This is a genomic window from Pantoea sp. X-Soil-TKNS-1207, assembly GCF_059730485.1.
Window position 1 is genome coordinate 174,057 of record NZ_AP035959.1, and the last position, 15,965, is coordinate 190,021.

At 56.3% G+C, this 15,965-nt stretch carries 18 protein-coding genes; 10 read left to right on the forward strand and 8 right to left on the reverse strand.

All coding sequences use genetic code 11. The features are described from left to right. Window positions 1-2 precede the first annotated feature (2 nt). The 4 genes from AC6I8V_RS21000 to AC6I8V_RS21015 form a co-directional block, all read right to left on the reverse strand. A complete protein-coding gene (locus AC6I8V_RS21000; protein WP_497846409.1) occupies window positions 3-1,013 on the reverse strand; it encodes an ABC transporter permease in 1,011 nt (336 codons plus the stop codon). 10 nt (window positions 1,014-1,023) lie between these two features. Further along, window positions 1,024-1,770, reverse strand: coding sequence for an ATP-binding cassette domain-containing protein (locus AC6I8V_RS21005; protein WP_497846578.1), 747 nt, complete (start codon window positions 1,768-1,770; stop codon window positions 1,024-1,026). A gap of 353 nt (window positions 1,771-2,123) precedes the next feature. Further along, entirely contained in the window at window positions 2,124-3,146 is a 1,023-nt protein-coding gene (locus AC6I8V_RS21010) for a LacI family DNA-binding transcriptional regulator (protein ID WP_497846410.1), read from the reverse strand. 168 nt (window positions 3,147-3,314) lie between these two features. Then, window positions 3,315-3,533 carry a hypothetical protein gene (locus tag AC6I8V_RS21015; RefSeq protein ID WP_497846598.1) on the reverse strand — a complete coding sequence of 73 codons (219 nt, stop codon included), beginning with the start codon at window positions 3,531-3,533 and terminating at the stop codon, window positions 3,315-3,317. Between AC6I8V_RS21015 and AC6I8V_RS21020 the strand changes: the two genes are divergently transcribed. Next, complete coding sequence (locus AC6I8V_RS21020) at window positions 3,454-4,401, forward strand: ABC transporter substrate-binding protein (RefSeq protein ID WP_497846411.1); 948 nt, start codon at window positions 3,454-3,456, stop codon at window positions 4,399-4,401. The two genes, AC6I8V_RS21015 and AC6I8V_RS21020, sit on opposite strands and share 80 nt — an antisense overlap. A gap of 66 nt (window positions 4,402-4,467) precedes the next feature. Here the strand turns inward: AC6I8V_RS21020 and AC6I8V_RS21025 are convergent, their stop codons facing one another. After that, on the reverse strand, window positions 4,468-5,343 hold the full coding sequence (locus AC6I8V_RS21025; protein ID WP_497846412.1) for a ribokinase: 876 nt from the start codon (window positions 5,341-5,343) through the stop codon (window positions 4,468-4,470). A gap of 24 nt (window positions 5,344-5,367) precedes the next feature. Here AC6I8V_RS21025 and AC6I8V_RS21030 point away from each other — a divergent pair, with 24 nt between their 5' ends. Together AC6I8V_RS21030 and AC6I8V_RS21035 are read left to right on the forward strand one after the other, a co-directional pair. Next, window positions 5,368-6,210, forward strand: a complete 843-nt coding sequence (locus tag AC6I8V_RS21030) for a BtpA/SgcQ family protein (RefSeq protein WP_497846413.1) — start codon at window positions 5,368-5,370, stop codon at window positions 6,208-6,210. 2 nt (window positions 6,211-6,212) lie between these two features. Beyond that, window positions 6,213-6,854, forward strand: a complete 642-nt coding sequence (locus AC6I8V_RS21035; protein WP_497846414.1) for a TenA family protein — start codon at window positions 6,213-6,215, stop codon at window positions 6,852-6,854. Here AC6I8V_RS21035 and AC6I8V_RS21040 read toward each other — a convergent pair. Then, entirely contained in the window at window positions 6,851-7,360 is a 510-nt protein-coding gene (locus AC6I8V_RS21040; protein ID WP_497846579.1) for a phenolic acid decarboxylase, read from the reverse strand. The two genes, AC6I8V_RS21035 and AC6I8V_RS21040, sit on opposite strands and share 4 nt — an antisense overlap. A gap of 95 nt (window positions 7,361-7,455) precedes the next feature. Between AC6I8V_RS21040 and AC6I8V_RS21045 the strand changes: the two genes are divergently transcribed. Then, window positions 7,456-8,337: a LysR family transcriptional regulator gene (locus tag AC6I8V_RS21045; RefSeq protein WP_497846415.1), complete on the forward strand. Its 882-nt coding sequence runs from the start codon at window positions 7,456-7,458 to the stop codon at window positions 8,335-8,337. A 1-nt stretch (window position 8,338) separates the two neighbouring features. Here AC6I8V_RS21045 and AC6I8V_RS21050 read toward each other — a convergent pair whose 3' ends face one another. Then, window positions 8,339-8,854 carry a GNAT family N-acetyltransferase gene (locus tag AC6I8V_RS21050; protein ID WP_497846417.1) on the reverse strand — a complete coding sequence of 172 codons (516 nt, stop codon included), beginning with the start codon at window positions 8,852-8,854 and terminating at the stop codon, window positions 8,339-8,341. Between the two features lie 98 nt (window positions 8,855-8,952). Here AC6I8V_RS21050 and AC6I8V_RS21055 point away from each other — a divergent pair, with 98 nt between their 5' ends. Together AC6I8V_RS21055 and AC6I8V_RS21060 are read left to right on the forward strand one after the other, a co-directional pair. Continuing rightward, entirely contained in the window at window positions 8,953-9,834 is an 882-nt protein-coding gene (locus AC6I8V_RS21055) for a LysR family transcriptional regulator (protein WP_497846418.1), read from the forward strand. A 336-nt stretch (window positions 9,835-10,170) separates the two neighbouring features. Continuing rightward, the gene (locus AC6I8V_RS21060) at window positions 10,171-11,235 is read left to right on the forward strand and encodes an acyltransferase family protein (protein ID WP_497846419.1); all 1,065 of its coding nucleotides are present in this window, start codon (window positions 10,171-10,173) and stop codon (window positions 11,233-11,235) included. Here AC6I8V_RS21060 and AC6I8V_RS21065 read toward each other — a convergent pair. Continuing rightward, complete coding sequence (locus AC6I8V_RS21065; RefSeq protein WP_497846421.1) at window positions 11,232-12,251, reverse strand: LacI family DNA-binding transcriptional regulator; 1,020 nt, start codon at window positions 12,249-12,251, stop codon at window positions 11,232-11,234. The genes AC6I8V_RS21060 and AC6I8V_RS21065 overlap by 4 nt on opposite strands. Before the next feature lie 276 nt (window positions 12,252-12,527). Between AC6I8V_RS21065 and AC6I8V_RS21070 the strand changes: the two genes are divergently transcribed. Genes AC6I8V_RS21070 through AC6I8V_RS21085 form a run of 4 tightly spaced genes read left to right on the forward strand, consistent with a single transcriptional unit; the run spans window position 12,528 to window position 15,965 of the window. Further along, window positions 12,528-12,848 (forward strand): PTS sugar transporter subunit IIB, encoded by a 321-nt coding sequence (locus AC6I8V_RS21070; RefSeq protein ID WP_497846580.1) that lies wholly within the window; start codon window positions 12,528-12,530, stop codon window positions 12,846-12,848. After that, window positions 12,848-14,164 carry a PTS sugar transporter subunit IIC gene (locus AC6I8V_RS21075; protein ID WP_497846422.1) on the forward strand — a complete coding sequence of 439 codons (1,317 nt, stop codon included), beginning with the start codon at window positions 12,848-12,850 and terminating at the stop codon, window positions 14,162-14,164. Before AC6I8V_RS21070 ends, AC6I8V_RS21075 begins: the two co-directional genes overlap by 1 nt. Next, window positions 14,164-14,496, forward strand: coding sequence for a PTS lactose/cellobiose transporter subunit IIA (locus tag AC6I8V_RS21080; RefSeq protein WP_497846423.1), 333 nt, complete (start codon window positions 14,164-14,166; stop codon window positions 14,494-14,496). Before AC6I8V_RS21075 ends, AC6I8V_RS21080 begins: the two co-directional genes overlap by 1 nt. A gap of 29 nt (window positions 14,497-14,525) precedes the next feature. Continuing rightward, window positions 14,526-15,965, forward strand: a complete 1,440-nt coding sequence (locus tag AC6I8V_RS21085; RefSeq protein WP_497846424.1) for a 6-phospho-beta-glucosidase — start codon at window positions 14,526-14,528, stop codon at window positions 15,963-15,965.

Below are 15,965 nucleotides of genomic sequence, written 5' to 3' on the forward strand. Positions count from 1 at the left end.
AGCTATCCTTTTGCGGAGGCGCGTGCCGGATTGAGAATGCGCGTATTGATCCAGATGGCGAGCAGGATGATCGCGCCGGTGGCGATTTGGGTGTAGAACGGCGAAATGTGTGACAGGATCAGGCCGTTCTGAATGATGGCGATGGACAGGGCGCCAAGCAGCGTGCCGAGCACCGTACCAAAACCGCCGAACAGGCTGGTACTGCCAAGCACCACGGCGGCAATCACCTGCAATTCAAAGCCTTCGCCCTGATTGGAGGAGCCACTGCCGAGACGGGCAGTGATGATCATCCCGGCCAGCGCCGCCGCCATGCCGCTGAGAATATAGACGCGCATCACCACCGCTTTAGTGCTGATGCCGCTGCGGCGTGCGCCTTCGGCGTTGGCGCCGATGGCGGTGACATAACGGCCAAAACGCATATGATTGAGCACCACATGCCCGACAATCAGCACCAGGATACCAATCAGCGCGGGCATCGGAATGCCAACCACCCAGGCGCGTCCCATAAAGGTGAAGGGGCTGTCGGCCGGAATCGGAATCGAATAACCCTGCGTCAGCAGCAGCGCCACGCCGCGTACCACCGCCAGCGTCGCCAGGGTGACGATAAACGCCGGAATGCCTTCATAAGCGATGAAAAAACCATTGATCGCCCCAACCAGCGCCCCCAGCGCCAGGCCGCCAATCAGCACGGCATACCACGGCCAGCCCCAACTGTTGAGGGCGATGGCCGACAGGGCGCCCACCAGCGCCAGTGTCGAACCCACCGAGAGATCAATCCCGCCGGTGGTGATCACCAGCGTCATGGCGGTGGCGACAATCAGCAGCGGCGCGCTCTGGCGAATAATGTTGAGCCAGTTAGGCGTGGTGAGAAAGTTGCTGGTGATCAGCGAGAACACCACGCAGCAAAAGATAAAAAACAGCGCAATGCTCACCACGCCGGAATGGTTATGCAGCAGGCGTTTCGGCAGCGAATGCTGGATCATGCGTGAACCAGAGAGGTTAACCATACTCATACTCGTTCCCTTAATGGGCGTGGGCGGACGGCGCGGTGAACTTCTCGCCGACGATCAGGTTGACGATCTCACCCAGGCTGGTATCGGCGACGCGACGGTCTGCCACGTTGGTGCCCTCATACATCACCATGATGCGATCGCAGACCAGGAACAGATCCTGTAAGCGGTGGGTGATCAGAATCACGCTGACGCCGCGTGCGCTGACGCGTTTAATCAGCGCCAGCACCGCTTCCACTTCCGCTACCGCCAGGGCCGCCGTGGGTTCATCCATGATCAACACCTTCGGGGCGAAGGCGGCGGCGCGCGCGATGGCGATCGCCTGACGCTGGCCGCCGGAGAGATTGCGCACCAGCAGTCGGGTATCGGGAATCGAGATCCCTAAGCCTTTCAGCATTTCACGGGCGTCGGCATGCATTTTCTGCTGGTCGAGGAAGGGCACGCCAAGCAGGTGCTTCATTGGCTCGCGGCCCATAAACAGGTTGCCTGCCACATCGACGGTGTCGCACAGCGAAAGGTCCTGGTACACCATCTCGATATGACAACGGCGGGCATCGGCTGGATTGGCAAAGCGCTGCTCCTCACCGTCGATGCGAATCGCACCGCTGGTTGGCACCACGGCGCCGGACAGCACCTTGGTCAGCGTCGATTTCCCGGCCCCATTGTCGCCCACCAGGCCCAGCACCTCGCCCGGCGCCAGCTGCAAATTGACGCCGCGCAGCGAGCGAATCGAACCGTAGGTTTTGGTGATATTGACCATCTCAACCCGTGCCGGAGCGGCACGTTGCTGCTGTTCCATCTCAACACTCCCCTTGTTATTCAAACGGAGACGTTGCATCAGCGGACGCCGTACGCGGTAAAGGTTCACATCTTGTAAACCGGTTTACCCGATGCGCGTACGGCGTGTCGCTGACCAACGCATGTATTGCAGAGATATTTGTTCGCCACTGGAAAGATAGCAGAGACTGTGCCAGGTGAAAAAATCACCAGTCTGAAGGTTATGCAACCAGCTGTTAACATTGATGAAATAAATTTTTTTCGGGGGTAAACCGGTTTACTAAACAGCGTGAAATAACCGGTTAATGGGCCACCAGGGTGCAGCGGTGCGCCATTTTAGCGCACGGGATTAAGGGGGCTGATGGAGTCGCGGGCAATCCATTCCACCGGCAGACGGGTTTCCTGCGCCACCGGCTGTTCGCCGTGCAGCAGACGCAGCATTTGCTCAACGGCAGCGCGCCCCATTTCGCGCGCAGGCTGGCGAATGGTGGAGATGCGCGGCTGGGTAAAATCGGCATAGCTGGCATCATCAAACCCCACCAGCGACAGCGCTTCCGGGGCGCGTAAAGCGCGTTCACGCAGGCCATCCAGCAGCCCGAGCACCAGATAGTCACTGGCGGCAAACACCGCGCTGGGGCGCTGCGCCGTCGCGAAAAAGTGATGCAGCGCCTGGGCGCCAAAACTGCGTTCATACTTGCCGAACATCACCCACTCCGGCACCACTGCCAGCCCCGCCTGCTGCATTGCTTCGCAAAAGCCCTGATAACGCTCACGTACGCTCATCAGCGCATCCGGGCCGCCAACAAAGGCGATCTGCCGATGACCGGCGGCAATCAGCTGTTCGGTCGCCATCCGGCCGCCCTGTACGTTATCGGCAAACACTTTGGGCACGTTGCTGCCAGGAATATCTTCGTCCAGCAGCACGATGCGCTGCTGACGCTGCACTTCTTTGCACAGCAGGCCGTTATCCGGGCGGTTGGTGGTGAACAGCAAGCCATCCACCTGGCAGGTGTCCAGCCAGCGGATAAACTGGCACTCCTTGTCCGGGTTGTTGCGGGTGATACACAGCACCAGGCTGTAGCCATGCTGCGAAGCCGCTTCTTCAGCGGCATCCGCCAGTTCGGCGAAGAAGGGGTTGGTGATATCGGGCAGAACCAGGCCGAGGGTCTCGCTGCCGCCTTTGCTCAGTCGGCGCGCCAGTGAGTTGCCGCGATAATCGAGCTGGCGAATCGCATTCTCGATACGCGCTACCGTATCCTGCGGCAAAACCAGCGAATGATTGAGATAACGCGACACGGTTGCCTTTGACAGCCCTGCCAGTTGCGCCACATCTGAGAGTAATACGCGTTTTTTTGTCATGAGTGCACACCTTTTATCGGCCACAGCATTAACACATTTTTCCCTGCCAGCGACAGATCTTTTGCAGCACGCGAACTTAAAATATTCGCTTGACATTTTTTAGCGATCGGCGAATGGTGATACCCAGTTTATCCGATGCCGTTTTTCCCTTTAACGCTTTTCACCCGGTTACCGAACGGAGTTCGTGACGGAAAAGTAATAAAGGCCGCCAGTGCAGGCAGCAGACATTCCGTCGGCTGTTACAGATATTTGTCCCGCAAAAAAACTTACCCATTCGGGGTTCAGACTCTTTTTGACGAGGGCATAAATGATGTTATTTAACACCAGCAAGAAAACCGTTCTTTCCTGTGCCGTGCTTCTCACTTCTTTAATTTCCGCGTCTTCCATGGCGGCTTCCGCTGATTATGCGCTGGTGCAAATTAACCAGCAGGCATTATTTTTCAATCTGATGAATAAAGGCGCGACGGAAGCGGCGAAAGCCAGCGGTAAAAATGTCGTTATCTTTAACGCCAATGATAATCCGGTTTCACAAAATGATGCCATTGAAAACTATATTGAACAGGGCGTGAAAGGCATTATGGTTGATGCCATTGATGTCAACGGAATTATGCCAGCGATAAAAGAAGCAGCGGCGAAAAATATTCCGGTGATTGCCATCGATGCGGTATTACCTGCCGGTCCTCAGTCAGCGCAGGTTGGGGTGGATAACGTTGAAGGCGGTAAAATTCTCGGTAAATATTTCCTCGGCTATGTGGATAAAAGCATGGGCGGCAAAGCCCGCGTCGGGATTGTTGGCGCACTGAACTCGGCGATCCAGAACGCGCGGCAGAAAGGCTTTGAAGACACCATTAAAGCGAATAAAAACATCAGCGTGGCCGACGTGGTCGATGGCCGCAATATTCAGGATGACGCCATGACGGCGGCAGAAAACCTGATTACCGGCAACCCGGATATGACGGCGATTTATGCCACGGGTGAACCGGCGCTGCTCGGGGCGATTGCTGCGGTGGAGAACCAGGGGCGTCAGAAAGATATCAAGGTGTTTGGCTGGGATCTGACGGCGCGCGCCATCAGCGGTATCGACCAGGGTTATGTGGTGGCGGTGCTGCAACAGGACCCGGAAAAAATGGGTGCGGAAGCGGTGAAAGCGCTGAATGACCTGAGCGCCGGTAAAAAGGTACAGAAGCTGATTCAGGTACCGGCGACGGTGGTGACCAAAGAGAACGTGGGCACTTACCGTTCGATGTTCAAGTAAGCCCCATGCCGTCGCGGCGCAATGCCTTGCCTGATGTGGGTAAAACCCGCGCGCTACATCGCGCCGCTACGCGTTTGTGCTGGCCAGAATAGTTTGCAGCTCCTGGGATGTGGGAAACGCGCGCCAGGTGCCCCGACGGCTGACGGTAAGGGCTGCCGCCTCGGTAGCATGGCGCAGGGCCAGCGCGTCCGGTGGCGTCTGTCGCAGCAGGCTGGAAGCGAGCATCACCGCGAGAAAGGTATCGCCTGCGCCGGTGGTGTCGATGACATCAGCCTGCACGGCGGCGACCCGCCAGCGCTGCTGGTCACGCTGCAATTCGGCACCCGCAGCGCCCAGCGTGGTGATCAGGCTGCCGTGCGGCGGCAGTACCGGGGACAGCAGCGCCGCTTCACCCTGATTGACCACGGCGATGTCGACATAAGGCCAGCAGTGAATAAAGTCAGGATTGACCGGCGAGGGATTAAATACCGTGGTCATACCGCGTGATTTTGCCAGCTGAAACAGCGCCAGCGTAGTATCCGGCGCCAGGTTTCCCTGCTGCAAAAATAGATCGCCCGGTTGCGCGTCGCTTAAATGGACGCTGACCCGCTCCGGCGTCAGGCTATTTGCCGCGGCGTTGCTGGTCATGATGGCATTATCACCCTCACAGGTGGTGAAAATAACCGAGTTATCACTAAAGGGAACGGTGGCATACGCGGGTAACAACGTCAGACTTTCCTGGCTGACGCGCTGGCGCAGCCATTCGCCCTGTGAATCCTCGCCGGTGGCGGTTATTAATGACGTTGCAATGCCACAGCGGGATAATATCAGCGCCTGGTTGGATCCTTTGCCGCCCACGTCGCTGTGAACTTTATTTCCCAGGGCGGATTCGCCCTCGGCAGGAAAATGATCCACCTGCCAGAATTCATCAACGGTAATATTACCGCATACGTAGATATGCATGGTTTTCTCGAAAGGGTGATTAAGATGGCAGTTATCTCATCAGAAAAGAGCAACGCAATACAAGCAATATTTTCACGTCCGAAAGCGGTCATCGGTGTTATTCACTGCGACGCCTTTCCTGGCTCACCAAAATATCGTGGTGCGTCGGTGGGTGATATTATCGACCGCGCGCTGCGCGATGCCGATAATTATCTCACCGGCGGCGTACATGGTTTGATTGTGGAAAACCACGGCGATATTCCTTTTTCAAAACCGGAGGATATCGGCCCGGAAACCGCGGCGCTGATGGCGGTGATCACCGAAAAAATCCGCTGCCGTTTTGGCGTACCGCTGGGGATTAACGTGCTGGCGAATGCGGCGATCCCGGCGCTGGCGACCGCGCTGGCGGGTGGGGCCGATTTTATTCGCGTCAACCAATGGGCCAATGCCTATGTCGCCAACGAAGGGTTGATTGAAGGCGCGGCGGCCAAAGCGCTGCGCTATCGCAGCCAGCTGCGGGCGGAGCATATCCGCGTATTCGCCGACAGCCACGTCAAACATGGCAGCCATGCGATTGTTGCCGACCGTTCTATCCCGGAATTAACCCGCGACGTGGAGTTTTTCGAAGCGGATGCGGTAATTGCCACCGGCCAGCGCACCGGCGACAGCGCCACGATGGGTGAAATCGACGAGATCCGCAGTGCAACCTCGCTGCCGCTGCTGGTGGGATCGGGCGTCACCCCGGAAAACGTCTGCGCTATTCTGGGCCGCACTCAGGGGGTGATTGTCGCCAGTACCCTGAAGCGCGATGGCGTGTGGTGGAACGAAGTGGAACTGGCGCGGGTCAGGCATTTTATGCAAGTGGCGAAAGCGGCGCTGGAGGGATAACCATGTCATTCACCGACCGTTTATTGCAGGAACATCAGGCGATTTGGCAGGCGATGCAGCAGCATCCTTTCGTGCTGGATATTGAACAGGACCGTCTCGCCGATCAGGTATTCAATCGTTACCTGGTGTTTGAAGGCAATTTTGTCGCCACCGCGATTGCCATCTTCGCCCTTGGCATCAGCAAAGCCCCTGATATCCGCCAGCAGCGCTGGCTGATTACGGTGCTGAATGCGCTGGTGGATACGCAGATTGCCTGGTTTGAAGAGGTGTATGCGCGGCGCAATATCGATCCGGCCAGCGTGCCTGCGGATTTACCGGGGGTGAAGCGTTTTGATCAGGGGATGCTGCATACCGCGCAGCAGGGCAGCTACGCCGACATCATCACCATTATGTTCGGCGCCGAGTGGATGTATTACCACTGGTGCGCGCGCGTGGCGCAGCAAACCCAGCGCGACGCGGATGTCCGGCGCTGGGTCGAGCTTCATGCGGAACCGGCGTTTTATCAGCAGGCGTGCTGGTTAAGGGCGGAGCTGGATGCCTGCGCGCTGACCCTGACGGAAAGCGAACGACAGCGACTTTCGTCGCTGTACGGGGATGTGTTGCGCTGGGAATATGATTTCCACAGCGCAGCCTATGGCGATTAAGCCAGATTGGCGGGGAAGTCTGCCGGCAACTCGCTTGCCGCGCAGGCAATCACGCTGTCATTGTCGGGACCGCAGTCACGCACGAAGGTGATGGTGGCGAATTCATCAATCACCGTGGTTGGGTAGGCCGGTCCCTGTTCACGGAAGGCCGCCATTTCACTCAGGTGGTCATTCTGGAAGCAGACGGTTTTTTCGGGCGCCAGCATCACCCACTGCGGGAAGAAGATGGTGCCGTGGAAGATACGATCGGCGAGGTTAACAATCAGGCTGACGTCGGTGCCGGTCGGTTCGGTCCAGGAAATTTTATACACCGCATCAGCTACCCGCACGATGTACGCCTGCTGATCTTTTACCCAGCGATTACCCACCAGGCCACTGTGAATACGGTAGTCCAGCGTGGTGCCATTCTTCACGTAGATCTCGTAATTCCAGCCATTGTCATAGGTGTAGACCAGGTGTTTACCGATAAAACCGCTCAAATCATCTTTATTAAAGCTGCTCATAATCATTCTCCTGTTGCGATAGAGATAAAATAGCGCTGTAAAAATTGAATGAATAACGCTAATTTTGGATAGTTTTAATCCAAAAAGTTGATGTGTTTATGTTTAAAACCACGCTGGAGCAATGGGCGATTCTCGATAAAGTGGTAGAGCTGGGCGGGTTTAATCAGGCGGCGGAAGCGCTGAACCGCAGCCAGTCATCCGTCAGCTACAACTTGTCGTTGTTGCAGGATCGTCTGGGCGTTGCCCTGCTGCGCATTGAAGGACGACGCGCGTTGCTGACCGCGCAGGGCGAGATGCTGCTGGCGCAGGTGCGTCCGCTATTACATGCGTTCCACGGGCTGGAAGCCCGCGCGGCGACGCTGCATAACGGGATGCGTACTCAGCTGGAGCTGGTGGTCGATAATATGTTTCCGCGCCAGACGCTGTTCCGGGTATTGCAGCAGTTCCAGCAGCAGTATCCGGCCACGCAAATCCAGCTTACCGAGGTGCTGGAGTATGACGATCCGTTCCATCCCGCCGTGCCGGATGCTGATGTGATGGTGATGTCACGCCGCGAAGACGTTGCCGGACGCGGGCAGTGGCTGATGAACGTGGATTTTCTCGCGGTGATCCATCGCGACCATCCGTTGCTGACCCTGCCGCGGCCGCTAAGTGAATATGACCTTTCGCGCTATCCGCAAATCCGCATTGGCACCGCGCGATCCCAGGCGCCGCACGCCTCGGTCGGGCAATCGGAGCAGTGGTTTTTCTCCACGGTGGACACGGCGATTGAGGCGGTGCTGCATCAGGTGGGCTATGGCTGGCTGCCGCACGGGCGTATCGCCGAGGCGCTTCAGCAGGGCGTGCTGCAACCGTTGCCGCTCAATCATGGCGGCCGTCGCAGTACGCCGATGCATCTGATTGTGAAAAAGGAGCTGATCCCGCTGGATGAACAGGTTATCGCGCTGGTAAGCCTGTTTACCCGTGCCTGTTCGGCCTGAATCAGGGCGGGGTACTGTCGCCAGCGCCCAGCTCGCGTTGCATTATCACCGTATCCAGCCAGCGGCCATGTTTGAAGCCGACCGCACGCAGCGTGCCGGTCAGGGAGAAGCCCGCCGACCGATGCAGGGCGATGGAGGCGCTGTTCTGGCTGTCGCCCACCACGCCGATCATCTGGCGAAAGCCCTGTTGTTCCGCCCACGCCAGCGCATGGGCGAGCAGCTGCCTGCCAATGCCGCGTCCGGTGAAGCGCTGGTCGATATACACCGAATCTTCGACGGTAAAGCGGTAGGCAAAACGCTCGCGCCAGCGCGACAGGTAGCAATATCCCATCACCACGCCATCTTCCAGTGCGACAAACCACGGCAGCCCGGCGTCGGTTATTTTTTGCAGACGCGCCAGCATGGTGGCTTCATCGGGCGGATCGGTTTCAAAGCTGGCGCAGCCGTACCGGACGTGGTGCGCATAAATGTGTTGAATGGCGGGAATATGTTGTTCATCTGCCTGCAAAATTTCCATCGTTACGGCTCTCGTCTGTTTTCTTTATTCAGGCTAACCTGTCGGCTGACTCTGTGGCAGCCCGGCCCGCTTATGCGCGCTATAAGGAATTTTTAGAGATGGCCAGCCTTAATCTCGATCATCTGGACACCTTCCGGCTGGTGATCAGCCGTGGCAGCTTTTCCGGCGCGGCCGAAGCCCTCGGCCTGTCGCAACCGGCGATCAGCCTGCAAATTCGCCAGCTGGAGCAGGCGCTGCAAACCCGCCTGGTTGAACGCACCGGGCGCGGTGTGCGCGCCACCACCGCCGGACTGGCGCTGCTGGAACACGGTGAGCAGATTAGCCGCGCGGTGGCCGCCACGCTGGCCGCCGTTACCCAGCACGCCGATGAGATCGGCGGCACGGTCATTATCGGCACCGGCGCGACCGCCTGCATACATCTTCTGCCGCCGTTGCTGCAACAGCTGCGCCAGCAGCATCCGCAGCTGAAAGTGGATGTGCGTACCGGCAACACCGCCGCCATTGTACGCGCGGTAGAGGAGAATCAGGTGGATATCGGGCTGGTGACGCTGCCGGTTGCCAGCAGCAGCGTGCACGTCACGCTGCTGTGTGAAGAGGCATTCCGCTTAATCACGCCGGGCGCCAGCGAGGAACCGCCGCTGACGCCTGCGGCCCTGGCAGCGCTGCCGCTGATTGTGTTTGAACCGGGCAGCGGCACGCGCGCGGTGATCGACGCCTGGTTTCGTCAGGCTGGCGTGCGACCGACGCCGGTGATGGAGCTGGGCAGCATCGAAGCGATCAAACGCATGGTGCGAGCCGGACTGGGCTACAGCCTGGTTCCGGCGATGGCGCTGGCACAGGAGGAAGATGGCGCCGGACTGCGTGTTTCGGCCCCGCAACCTGCGTTACAACGTCACCTCAGCACCCTGATGCGCCATGACCGTATGGTTAGCCGCGGGATGACGGTGGTGCTGGCGGCGTTGCAGCAGGCGCTGAGGTAATTCATCCGGGCGCGAATTTATATGCATCAGCCACCGTTAAGCGTGCGGCTTAACCCGCCTCCACGGCTCTGGTTTACCCTGGCGCGCACGCTTTACAACTAATCCCAGCGTTATCGCTGCGTTAACCTGGGGATGGATTAAAATATTACACCCAGCGTACCCAGGAACGGAGGCAATTAATCCCTGACGCAATGTTCATATTTTATTCTGAATTGACCTGAAGTTTAGCAATTCTTATTTTTCCCCGATATTTAATCAGAATTATTCTTATTGCTGGTTAAGAACTCGCAGTGCTAATTTGCCAGTTCCTCTCACGTTTATCTCTCCGGAGAAACTATGCGCGCGCGAATCAGGCATCTCGATGGAATGCGGGGTTTAGCGATCCTGCTGGTCATCGGCTTTCATGCTTATGCACGATGGGCCGAGCTACTTCCTTATGCATCAATTACCAAAAATTTTCCGCTGTTCTCTTTTGGTTATCTGGGCGTGCCATTATTTTTTATGATTTCTGGCTTTGTGATATTTATGACGCTGGATAAATCAGAGAGTTTAATCAGTTTCTTGAGGAAACGCTGGCTGCGATTATTTCCGGCGATGTTTATTGCCAGTATGCTGCTTTACTTTGCCGCCGGGCTGTTCCCGGAATGGCCCGCCATCAAGCCATATGTGCTGAACCTGATCCCAGGTCTGACGTTTATCAACCCGGAAACCCTGTCGATGGCGACCGGCATTGAGTTTAAATCGCTGGCCGGTTCATTCTGGTCACTGTATGTGGAAGCGGTATTTTATGTGGTGATCGGTGCGGTTTATTTTCTGGCCGGGCGCAGGTTTTGTCTGCCCGGCTTAATTGTGCCCATGCTGGCATTATCCGCAGCGTCGGTCCTGAAAATGCTGGGCCATCCGCTGGTAACGGATATTATTTCAAAGTTCGGTTTTATTCATTATTCCTGGTTTATGATCGGCTGCCTGGTGTATGAACGGATGCATAACCGGGATCGGCTCTACCATTATCCACTGGTGGCGTTAGCCGTGCTGATTAACTTTAGTTATTACGTTAAAAATACCGGCTGGGTAGTGATTATTCCGTTGCTGATGGTGATGGCGTTCTTTATCGCCAGTTTTTATTCCCGACGTATCGAAAAAATCCTTTCCACCCCTTTTCTTACCGCTATTGGTTTTTCCAGCTACGCACTCTATCTGATCCACGAGAATTTAATGATTGGCACGCTGGTGAAGCTCAACGGCTGGATTAAGAATGAGTACGTTATGCTGCTGATGCCGCTGGTGGTGATCACCGTAATCTACTTTATGGCGCGGTTTATCACCCGCTACGCCGAGCCGGCGCTGCGCAGCTTACTGCGCGGCAAACCGTTGTCGGCGGGGGAGACGGGGGTCAGTTAACCCCTGTACCACGGGCCATTGCTTACCGATGCGCGACGGATTAATTCGCCGCGCATCAGCGGCAGCGGCGTCACCTGCTCGCCATCCAGCATTTTCGACAGCTGCATCATCGCGCTGGAGACCATCTCCGCCACCGGCACATGTACTGACGTCAGCGCCGGGATGAAATATGACGCCACCGGAATATCATCGAAGCTGAGCAGGGAGACATCCTCCGGCAGCCGTTTGCCCGCCGCATGAAGCGCGGATGCGGCCCCAATCGCCATATCATCATTGCTCGCCACCAGCGCCGAGAAACTAACCCCGCGCTGCAACAGGGTCAGCGCTGCCTGGCGACCGCTTTCGATGGTCCAGCTTCCCTCCAGCATCAACGCTTCCTGCGGCACGATATTATTTTGCGCCAGCGCGGTCAGAAAGCCGTTTAAACGGCTGCGGCCGGTATGGGAACCGACCATGCCGGTGATAAATGCAATCTCCCGGTGGCCGCGCTCAACAAGATAATTAACCGCCTGCACCGTGTCCTGTTCATGATCGGCACAGACGGAATATTGCGGAAAACGGCTCAGACGGCGGTTGAGAATAATCAGCGGCTTGCTAAGGGTGGGGATCAGCTGGTCGATGTCATCCACGCTCAGGTAGCGCGGATAGATAATTACCGCGTCACAACGGCTATCGATCAGGAAATGAATCGCTTCCCGCTCCTGTTCCGCATTGTGTTTGCCGTCTGCCAGCACCAGCTGTGAGCCGAGCTGTTCGGTCAGGGTAGCGACCTGGAACATCAGCTCGCTGAAAAACGGGCCATGATACAGGGTGTTGGGCACCATCAGGCCGATGCTGTGCGAGCGGTTGGTCGCCAGATTGCGCGCCACCAGGTTTGGTCGGTAGCCCATCTCATCCACCGCCTGCATCACTTTGTCACGCACCGTTTTAGAGACATAACTGTGCCCGGCCAGCACGCGGGATACGGTTGCCTTAGAAACGCCCGCGCGTCTGGCAACATCTAACATGGTTATCATTGGTTTTCCTTTTCAGCTCACCTGCCCATTGTAACCAAAAAAAACCTTTTTTTCGCCATACGAAAAAATCGCTCACGCCTGCTGAAATCAGGGGTTTTAAATATAAACGGTCATTTACCGACGAATATGAAACCGGTCTCAGATTATTTTAACTTTATCACAAAATAAGCGATTAACCCGACTGAGTTATGGATCACAAAAAAGATAAATAGAATCTGTAACCGGTTGCAGATTCCGGCAATGACGCGTAACAATTTAAAAAAAAAGGAGGATGCCATGGTGAAAATCTTATTGTGTTGTTCGGCAGGAATGTCCACCAGCATGGTGGTGCAACGGATGGTGAAAGCCGCAGGCCAGCTGGGGGTAGACGCCAGTATTGAAGCGGTTGGCATGGAGGAATTCAGAGATAAGATCGCCGATTACGACTGCTGTCTGCTCGGTCCGCAAATTAAATATAAGCTCGCTGATTTCCAGCAACGAGCGGCGGAATTCAATAAGCCGGTCGCCGTCATAAATACCATGGACTACGGCATGTTAAATGGTGAAAAAATTCTGCAATCCGCGCTATCCCTGATTGAATCTCACAAGGGGGCTTAATGAGCACACTGGCTGATTCATTATTTGGGGTGATCGAAAATCGCATCAGCCCCATTGCCGCACGGTTATCTTCGCAGCGGCATGTGGTGGCGATTAAAGATGGTTTTATCGCGTCGATGCCATTTTTGATTGTTGGCTCTTTTATGCTGTTGTTCTCGCATCCGCCGTTTAGTGAAACCAGCCAGTGGGGGTTTGCCCAGTGGTGGCTGGGGATCGTTAAGCAGTACAACGACCAGCTGATGATGCCCTACAACATGACGATGGGCATCATGGCGGTGTTTATCACCGCCGCCATCGCCTACAACCTGGCGCAAAGTTACAAACTCAACGGGCTGATGGCCGCGTTGCTGGCGCTGATGACTTTTCTGGTGGTGGCCGCACCGCAGAAGGAGGGGGCGCTGTCGGTCACTTCCCTCGGCGGCGAAGGGATTTTCACCGCCATTCTGATCAGCCTCTACTGTACCGAGGTGATGCACCTGCTGGTGAAGTACAACATCGGCTTTAAATTGCCCGAGCAGGTGCCGCCGAAGATCCGGCAGTCGTTTGACCTGCTGATCCCGATCGTGGTGATTTTCCTGACGCTTTATCCTCTGAATCTGTTTATGCAGAGCCACTTCGGCCTGTTAATTCCGCAGGCGATTATGGCGGTGTTTGCGCCGATTATCTCTGCCGCAGATTCCCTGCCAGCGGTGTTGATTGCGGTGCTGTTGTGCCATCTGTTGTGGTTTGCCGGTATTCACGGCGCGGCGATTGTCGGCGGCATTTTGCAGGCATTCTGGCTCAGCAACCTCGGTCTGAATCAGGAAGCGTTAACCGCCGGTGAGCCGATTCCGAAGATCTTTATCGAGCCTTTCTGGCAGTTCTTTATCACCGTGGGAGGTTCCGGCGCCACCATGGGGCTGGTGATCCTCTATCTGCGCAGCCGCTCCGCCCATCTGCGCTCCATTGGTCGTCTCGGACTGGTACCCGGCATGTTCAACATCAATGAACCGATCATCTTTGGTTCGCCGGTGGTGATGAACCCGCTGCTGTTTATTCCGTTTATCACCACGCCGTTAATTAACGCGGTGATTGCCTGGACGGCAACCCGAACCAACCTGATTAACCACGTAATTTCGCTGGCGCCCTGGACCACGCCCGGTCCGATCGGTGCCGCCTGGTCAACCGGCTGGGACTGGCGCGCAGTGGTACTGGTGGCGCTGCTGATTGGTCTCTCGACCCTGATTTATTACCCGTTCTTCAAAATGTATGAACGCCAGCTGCTGCAACAGGAAGCGGAGATGGCGCATGAAAACCTGGCAGAGGAGATGAAGTGATGGATGAGATGGAAACCACGGTGATGGAATTGATTATCCATGCCGGTGAAGCACGCTCGTCATCCATGCAGGCGCTACAGGCTGCCCGTAAGCAGCATTGGGACGAGGCCGATGCGCTGCTGGAAAACGCAAGGGACGCGGCGCGCGCGGCCCATAAAATTCAGACGCAGCTGATCGGCGCGGATGAGGGCAGCGGCAAAATCCCGGTCAATCTGATCATGGTGCACGCGCAAGATCATCTGATGAACGCCATGCTGTGTCGCGACCTGGTGGAAGAGTTGATTTATCTGCATCGCGAGGTGCAGGAAATGAGTAAAACCCGTACGCATTAAGACGTCGTTAATCTACTTAAGGAAGGATTATGTCTGACAAATTACCAGCAGATTTTTTATGGGGTGGCGCAGTGGCGGCCCATCAGGTGGAAGGTGGCTGGAACGAAGGCGGTAAAGGCCCGAGCATCGTTGATGTGCTGACCGGTGGCGCGCATGGCGTGGATCGCGAAATCACCGATGGCATTGTGGCGGGGAAACACTATCCCAACCATCTGGCGACGGACTTTTATCATCACTACAAACAGGATATCGCGCTGTTCGCTGAGATGGGGTTCAAATGCTTCCGTACCTCGATTGCCTGGACGCGCATCTTCCCGCTGGGAGATGAGGCGGAACCGAATGAGGCGGGCCTGCAATTTTATGACGACATGTTCGACGAGCTGCTGAAGCACGGCATCGAACCGGTGATTACCCTGTCGCACTTCGAGATGCCGCTGCATCTGGTGCAGGAATATGGCGGCTGGCTCAACCGCGCCCTGATCGACCTGTTTGTTCGTTACAGCGAAGTGGTGCTGAAACGCTATAAACACAAAGTGAAATACTGGATGACCTTCAACGAGATCAATAACCAGCGCAACTGGCGGCGGCCGCTTTACGGCTACAGCAACTCCGGGGTGATTTTCACCGATCACGCCAGGCCGGAAGAGGTGATGTATCAGGTGCTGCATCATCAGTTTGTGGCCAGCGCCCGCGTGGTCAAACTTGGTCATGCCATCAACCCGGATTTCAAAATCGGCTGTATGCTGGCGATGGTGCCGCTCTATCCCTGGTCCTGCCACCCCGATGATGTGATGTATGCGCAGAAATCGATGCAGGATCGCTACCTGTTTGGTGATGTGCATATGCGCGGAGCCTATCCCTCTTACATCAAAAAAGAGTGGGCGCGGCGCGGTTTTCATATCGAGATGGCCCCCGGCGATGAACAGACGCTGCGAGAAGGCTGCACCGATTATCTCGGCTTCAGTTATTACATGAGCAACGCGGTGGAATACGCCACCGCCACGCAAACCGCGCATACGCCGCTGGAAGCCTTCCCTGGCAGCCGCAAAAATCCCCATGTTCAGGCGTCGGACTGGGGCTGGCAGATTGATCCGGTCGGGCTGCGCTACACCCTCAATGCCCTGTACGAACGTTATCAGAAACCGTTATTTATCGTGGAAAACGGCTTTGGCGCTATCGACAAGGTGGAGGCCAATGGCGAAATCAATGACGACTATCGCATCGACTATCTGCGCGCCCACATTGAGCAGATGAAAAAAGCGGTGCTGGAAGATGGGGTGGATCTGATGGGCTTCACCCCGTGGGGCTGTCTTGACTGCGTCTCGTTCGGCACCGGCCAGTACAGCAAACGCTATGGCTTTATCTATGTAAACCGTAACGACGATGAAACCGGCGATTTCGCCCGATCTAAGAAGAAAAGTTTTACCTGGTATCAACAGGTTATCGCCAGCAACGGCGAGACGCTGTAA